Origin of the sequence: Methylobacterium isbiliense (assembly GCF_022179325.1) — a bacterium.
Classification (GTDB): domain Bacteria; phylum Pseudomonadota; class Alphaproteobacteria; order Rhizobiales; family Beijerinckiaceae; genus Methylobacterium; species Methylobacterium isbiliense.
Window position 1 is genome coordinate 1 of sequence record NZ_BPQQ01000147.1, and the last position, 6020, is coordinate 6020.

The following is a 6020-nucleotide window of genomic DNA, read 5'->3' on the forward strand; positions in this document are numbered from 1 at the left end:
GTCCGGCCTCACGCCGACCCGGCCGCACCGCGTTCGGTTGGCAGATCGGCTCCAGCGCCTCGAACCGCGTGGCCCGGCGTGCCGCATGGATGCCGACACACTCGGACGAGCAGTGGTCGATAGCCACGAACACCGCGACTTGGCCCTCAGCGGTCCAGATGGCGTTCAGGTCGGCGCCCCACATCGTGTCCATCGCCTTCGGGATGATGGTGCCGTCTTGCGGGCGCCAGCCGTGCGGCACGCCGACGCGCAAGGGGGCGAACAGATCATGCGCGCATCAGGCGCAGCACCTGGCGCTTGGAGGTGCGCACGCCCTTGTGGCGCAGCCGCGCCCAGACCTTGCGGTGATCGGAAGGGGCGAGCGTGATGGTCTTGCAGGGCGCATGCCCCAGCCTCGTATGACGACGGAGCGGCCGAACCCCTCCGCTAGACCCGATCCGCCAAGGCGTCATGATTGTCTTGCCTTGATACGACAAAATTCACCGGTGGGGAGCCCCACTCTATTCCTGCCGGTGTCTGGGTAAATCGAGGTAATTTGAATGTCATACATGCAAATATGGTTGATTAAACCGATTTAATTCCACCAAAAATGCGCCATCGTGAAATTTGAAACACTATGTAAAAGATGTAGAAGGCCGATCTGCACGCCGTGTGATGCGCGTTGAAGAGCCGCCTCTTGGTGAGGTGTCTTGTTTCGAGCGCAAAAATATCCGATTCGGCATCAATGCTGTGGCTGTGACGCGGCGCCAGTGAAAACTGAGGCAGTAGCCGATTGGCAGGAGGAAGAATCCGACTCAGCAAAACGAACCCACCTCAGTTTGTCGGCAAGCGTAGGTCGGGCTGTCGTGCTTCTCCGATCCATTCGCCAGGCGCAGGGATGTGACCATCATTGCAAGACGGCCCGCGGGCCATACGATGCGCGCCAGGAGGGTACGCGCATGGCCTCGTCCGCTTCCCCGATCCTCGTCGCGGGCGCGGGCCCGACCGGGCTCGTCCTCGCCCTGCGGCTCGCCCGCCACGGCGTGCCGGTGCGGATCATCGACCGGCGCTCCGGCCCGGGCGAGGCCTCCCGCGCCCTCGTGGTCCATGCCCGCACGCTCGAATTCTACCAGCAGCTCGGCCTCGCCGAGGCGGTGGTGGCGCGCGGCATCCGGATGGGCGCGGTCCACCTGCGGGAGGGCGGCGCGGAGGCGGCCGCGGTGAGCTTCGCCGATCTCGGGCAGGGCATCAGCCCCTTCCCGTTCATGCTCTGCTTCCCCCAGGACGACCACGAGCGCTTCCTCGTCGCGGCGCTCGCCGAGGCCGGCGTGCGGGTGGAGTGGAACACCGAACTCACCGGCTTCACGCAGGACGAGGCGCGCGTCGCGGCTCTGCTCGACCGCGGGGGCACGCGGGAGACCTGCGAGACCCCCTATCTCTGCGGCTGCGACGGGGCGCACAGCCGGGTGCGCCAGGGGCTCGGGCTCGACTTTCCGGGCGGCACCTACGCGCAGATGTTCTACGTCGCGGACGTGCGCCTCGCGCAGCGTCCCGGCGACGACGTGTTCGTCCATCTTGGGGCGGACGCCCTCGGGCTGGTGATGCCGGTGCGCTCCAGCGGCATGCACCGGCTGATCGGCATCGTGCCCCCTCCCCTGGTCGGACGGGAGGACCTCGCCTTCGCGGACGTGCAGCCCTCCGCCGAGGCGCTGCTGGGCCTGCGCGTGGCGCAGGTGAACTGGTTCTCGACCTACCACGTGCACCACCGCGTGGCGGCCCGCTTCCGGGTCGGCCGCTGCTTCATCGCGGGCGATGCCGGGCACATCCACAGCCCGGCGGGCGGCCAGGGCATGAACACGGGCATCGGCGACGCCGTGAACCTCGCCTGGAAGCTCGCGGCGGTGCAGCGCGGGCTGGCGACGCCCGCCCTCCTCGACAGCTACGAGCCGGAGCGGATCGCCTTCGCCCGCCAACTCGTCGCCTCCACCGACCGGGCCTTCCAGGCGGTGGTGGGCAAGGGCCTGCGCCATCAGGTGCTGCGCACGTGGCTCCTGCCCCACCTCATGCCGCTCCTCTGGGGCTTCCGGGTCACCCGGCGGATGATGTTCGAGGTCGTCTCGCAGGTACGCATCGCCTACCCGGACAGCCCCTTGAGCGAGGGCCGCGCCGGCGAGGTGCGCGGCGGCGACCGCCTGCCCTGGGCGCCCGCGCCGGAGGGCGACAACTTCGCGCCACTCCAGGCGCTGGCCTGGCAGCTCCACGTCTACGGCCGCGCCCGCCCCGGGCTCGCCGGGGAGGCCGCCGGCCTCGGGCTGCCGCTCCACGCCCTGCCCCACGGCCCGGCCGCCGAGGCCGCCGGGCTGTCGCGCGACGCCGCCTACCTGGTGCGGCCGGACGGCCACGTGGCGCTGGCGCTGCCCGACCAGGAGGCCGGGCTGCTCGGCGACTACGCGCAGCGGCACGGCCTGCGCTTCGCACACGCCGCTTGACCTCGGCCCGCCGCCGCGTCATTCCCGGCGGCGGGACACCTCTCCCCACCGAGAGGCGCCCATCTGGAAGGATGGACACAAGCGATGACGACCCGGCCCGCCGCGCGCCCGCGCGCGCCCTTCTTCTCGTCCGGCCCCTGCGCCAAGCGCCCCGGCTGGACCCCCGCCGCCCTCGCGGATGCGCCCCTCGGCCGCTCCCACCGTGCCAAGCTCGGCAAGGCCAAGCTGAAGCAGGCGATCGACCTCACGCGCGCCGTGCTGCAGGTGCCGGACGCGTACCGCATCGGCATCGTGCCGGCCTCCGACACCGGGGCAGTCGAGATGGCGATGTGGTCGCTGCTCGGCCCGCGCCCGGTCGAGATGCTGGCCTGGGAATCCTTCGGCGAGGGCTGGGTCACCGACGCGGTCAAGCAGCTCAAGCTCGACGCCCGCGTCACCACCGCGCCCTACGGCCGGCTGCCCGACCTCGCGGCGATCGACACCCGGCGTCACGACGTGGTGTTCACCTGGAACGGCACCACCTCGGGCGTGCGCGTGCCGGATGCCGGTTGGATCGCCGCCGACCGCGAGGGCGTGGTGATCTGCGACGCCACCTCGGCCGCCTTCGCGCAGGACCTCGACTGGGCCAAGCTCGATGCCGTGACCTTCTCCTGGCAGAAGGTGCTGGGCGGCGAGGCCGCGCACGGCATGCTGATCCTCTCCCCCCGCGCGGTGGCGCGGCTGGAGAGCCACACCCCCGCCTGGCCGATGCCGAAGATCTTCCGCATGACCAAGGGCGGAAAGCTGATCGAGGGCCTCTTCCAGGGCGAGACCATCAACACGCCCTCGATGCTGGCGGTGGAGGACTACATCGACGCGCTCCTGTGGGCGCAGGGCATCGGCGGCCTGCCGGCTTTGCGCGCCCGGGCGGATGCCAACGCGGCGGTGATCGCCGCCTGGGTGGCGCGCACGCCCTGGATCGCCAACCTCGCGGCCGAGCCGGCCACCGCCTCGAACACCAGCGTCTGCCTCGTGATCGCCGATCCCGAGGTGACGGACCGGGGGCCGGAGGCGGTGGCGGCTTTGGCCAAGGGCATCGCGGCCGGCCTGGAGCGCGAGGGCGTCGCCTTCGACATCGGCGCCTACCGGGACGCGCCGGCGGGGCTCCGCATCTGGTGCGGAGCCACCGTCGAGCGGGCGGACCTCGAGGCGCTCACGCCGTGGCTCGACTGGGCCTTCGCGCAGGAAAAGTCCCGCCTGCTGCAGCAGGCCGCCTGACCCCTGCCGGATCGCCCCGGGCGGACCGCCTGCGGTCGCGCGGACGATGCCCCCTCTCCCGCGCGGGAGAGGGGATCCCGCGTCCTGTCCCGGCTGTCGTCGCAATCCCCGGGCGGATTCGGCCTCTCGAATCCGGAGCCCCACCCATGACCGGCCCCAAAACCACCCCCAAGCGCGTCCTCATCTCCGACGCCCTCTCCCCCGCCGCCGTCGCGATCTTCCGCGAGCGCGGCCTCGTCGCCGACCTGCGTCCCGAGCTGGGCAAGGACAAGGAGGCGCTCGCCGCCGCCATCGGCGCCTATGACGGCCTCGCGATCCGCTCGACCACCAAGATCACGGCCGCCCTGCTCGACCGGGCGCCCCGCCTGACGGTGATCGGGCGCGCCGGCATCGGCGTCGACAACGTCGACGTGCCGGCCGCCACCGCCCGCGGCGTGATCGTGATGAACACGCCCCACGGCAACGCCGTCACCACCGCCGAGCACGCCATCGCCATGATGCTGGCGCTCGCCCGCGAGATCCCGCAGGCGGATGCCTCGACGCAGGCGGGCCGCTGGGAGAAGAACCGCTTCCTCGGCATCGAGCTCACCGCCAAGACCCTCGGCGTGATCGGCTGCGGCAACATTGGGGCGATCGTCGCCGACCGCGGCATCGGCCTGCGCATGCGGGTCATCGCCTACGATCCCTTCCTGACCCCGGAGCGGGCGGTGGAGATCGGGGTCGAGAAGGTGGACCTCGACGAACTCCTGCGCCGGGCCGACGTCATCACGCTCCACGTGCCGCTCACCGACAAGACCCGCAACATCCTCTCGGCCGAGGCGCTGGCGCGCACCAAGCCGGGGGTGCGCATCGTCAACTGCGCCCGCGGCGGCCTCGTGGACGAGGCGGCCCTGCGCGCCGCCCTCGATGCGGGCCACGTGGCGGGGGCGGCCTTCGACGTGTTCTCGGTCGAGCCGGCCACCGAGAACGTGCTGTTCGGCCACCCGAACGTGATCTGCACGCCGCATCTCGGCGCCTCGACCCGTGAGGCCCAGGAGAACGTCGCCCTGCAGGTGGCCGAGCAGATGGCCGACAACCTCCTGCACGGGGCGATCCGCAACGCGGTCAACTTCCCGTCGATCTCGGCCGAGGAGGCGCCGCGGCTGCGCCCCTACGTGGCGCTGGCCGAGCGGCTCGGCTCCTTTCTCGGCCAGCTCACCGAGGCGCCGATCCGGGGCATCCGCATCGCCTTCGAGGGCGAGGTCGCCGGCATGAACATCCGGGCGCTCACCGCGGCGGCGGTGGCCGGGGCGCTGCGGCCGTTCCTCGAAGGGGTCAACATGGTCTCGGCCACCGAGGTGGCCCGCCAGCGCGGCCTCGTGGTCGAGACCACGACCCGCACCGGCGGGGGGAGCAATTACGGCTCGGTGCTGCACGTCACGGTCGAGGCCGAGGACATGCCGCGCGACGCGGCCGGCACCGTCTTCCAGGACGGCACGCCGCGCATCGTCGAGATCCGCTCGATCGCCCTCGAAGCCGCCTTCGCCCCGCAGATGCTCTACGTGCGCAACGCCGACCGGCCGGGCTTCATCGGGCAGTTCGGCACCCTCATGGGCGAGGCCGGCGTCAACGTCGCGACCTTCCATCTCGGCCGCGACCGGCCGGGGGGTGACGCGATCTGCTTTGCCGCCGTGGACGAGCCGGTCTCGCCCGACTTGCTGCGCCGGATCGAGGCGATCCCGCACGTGAAGCGCGCCCGCGTGGTGCGCTTCTGATCCTGAACCATCGTTAATCAGTGTGGCGCAAAGGCAGCCCTCGTCCGGGAAACATCCGTCCCGGGCGGGGGTTCGCCGGCCCGGAGATGTGGCGGGGTTGTGTTGGGCTGACGCCCCCGCCATAACCCTTCGCTCTCTTGGGAGCTTGAAGGGATGACCGCAGCCCGGTCCGATGCCGCGTCCGCCGCCCCGTCGCCCGGCCCGGCCGCGATGGGAGACCTGCCGTTCGAGAAGGCCCTCGAGGAACTCGAAGGGATCGTCCAGCGCCTCGAACAGGGCAACGTCCCGCTCGACGAATCGGTCGCGATCTACGAGCGCGGCGAGAGCCTCAAGCGTCACTGCGAGCAGCTGCTGCAGCGCGCCGAGGCGCGCATCCAGCGCATCACACTCGGGCCGGACGGCAGCGCCACCGGCACGGCCCCGCTCGACGTCGCGTGAGCGATCCTTCAGCCCGCCCCGGCCCCGCGCCGGCGCGCTCCCCTTCTCCGAACATGAGGATCGTTCGGTGTCACCGCTCAGCCTCCCCCTCCTCGATCGGGTT

General features: G+C 71.4%; 4 protein-coding genes and 1 pseudogene. 4 read left to right on the top strand and 1 reads right to left on the bottom strand.

Going from position 1 to position 6020, the window contains the following annotated elements; genetic code table 11:
- A pseudogene (locus tag MFF61_RS33410) lies at window positions 1-350 on the bottom strand (IS3 family transposase); the annotation flags it as partial.
- A 588-nt stretch (window positions 351-938) separates the two neighbouring features.
- Between MFF61_RS33410 and MFF61_RS33415 the strand changes: the two are divergent.
- The 4 genes from MFF61_RS33415 (at window position 939) to MFF61_RS33430 (ending at window position 5917) form a co-directional block, all read left to right on the top strand.
- Entirely contained in the window at window positions 939-2468 is a 1530-nt protein-coding gene (locus MFF61_RS33415; RefSeq protein WP_238242101.1) for an FAD-dependent monooxygenase, read from the top strand.
- An 84-nt stretch (window positions 2469-2552) separates the two neighbouring features.
- Window positions 2553-3725 (top strand): phosphoserine transaminase, encoded by a 1173-nt coding sequence (locus MFF61_RS33420; protein WP_238242103.1) that lies wholly within the window; start codon window positions 2553-2555, stop codon window positions 3723-3725.
- A gap of 146 nt (window positions 3726-3871) precedes the next feature.
- Window positions 3872-5479, top strand: coding sequence for a phosphoglycerate dehydrogenase (gene serA, locus MFF61_RS33425; RefSeq protein ID WP_238242106.1), 1608 nt, complete (start codon window positions 3872-3874; stop codon window positions 5477-5479).
- 153 nt (window positions 5480-5632) lie between these two features.
- Window positions 5633-5917 carry an exodeoxyribonuclease VII small subunit gene (locus tag MFF61_RS33430; RefSeq protein ID WP_238242111.1) on the top strand — a complete coding sequence of 95 codons (285 nt, stop codon included), beginning with the start codon at window positions 5633-5635 and terminating at the stop codon, window positions 5915-5917.
- Window positions 5918-6020: the final 103 nt, after the last annotated feature.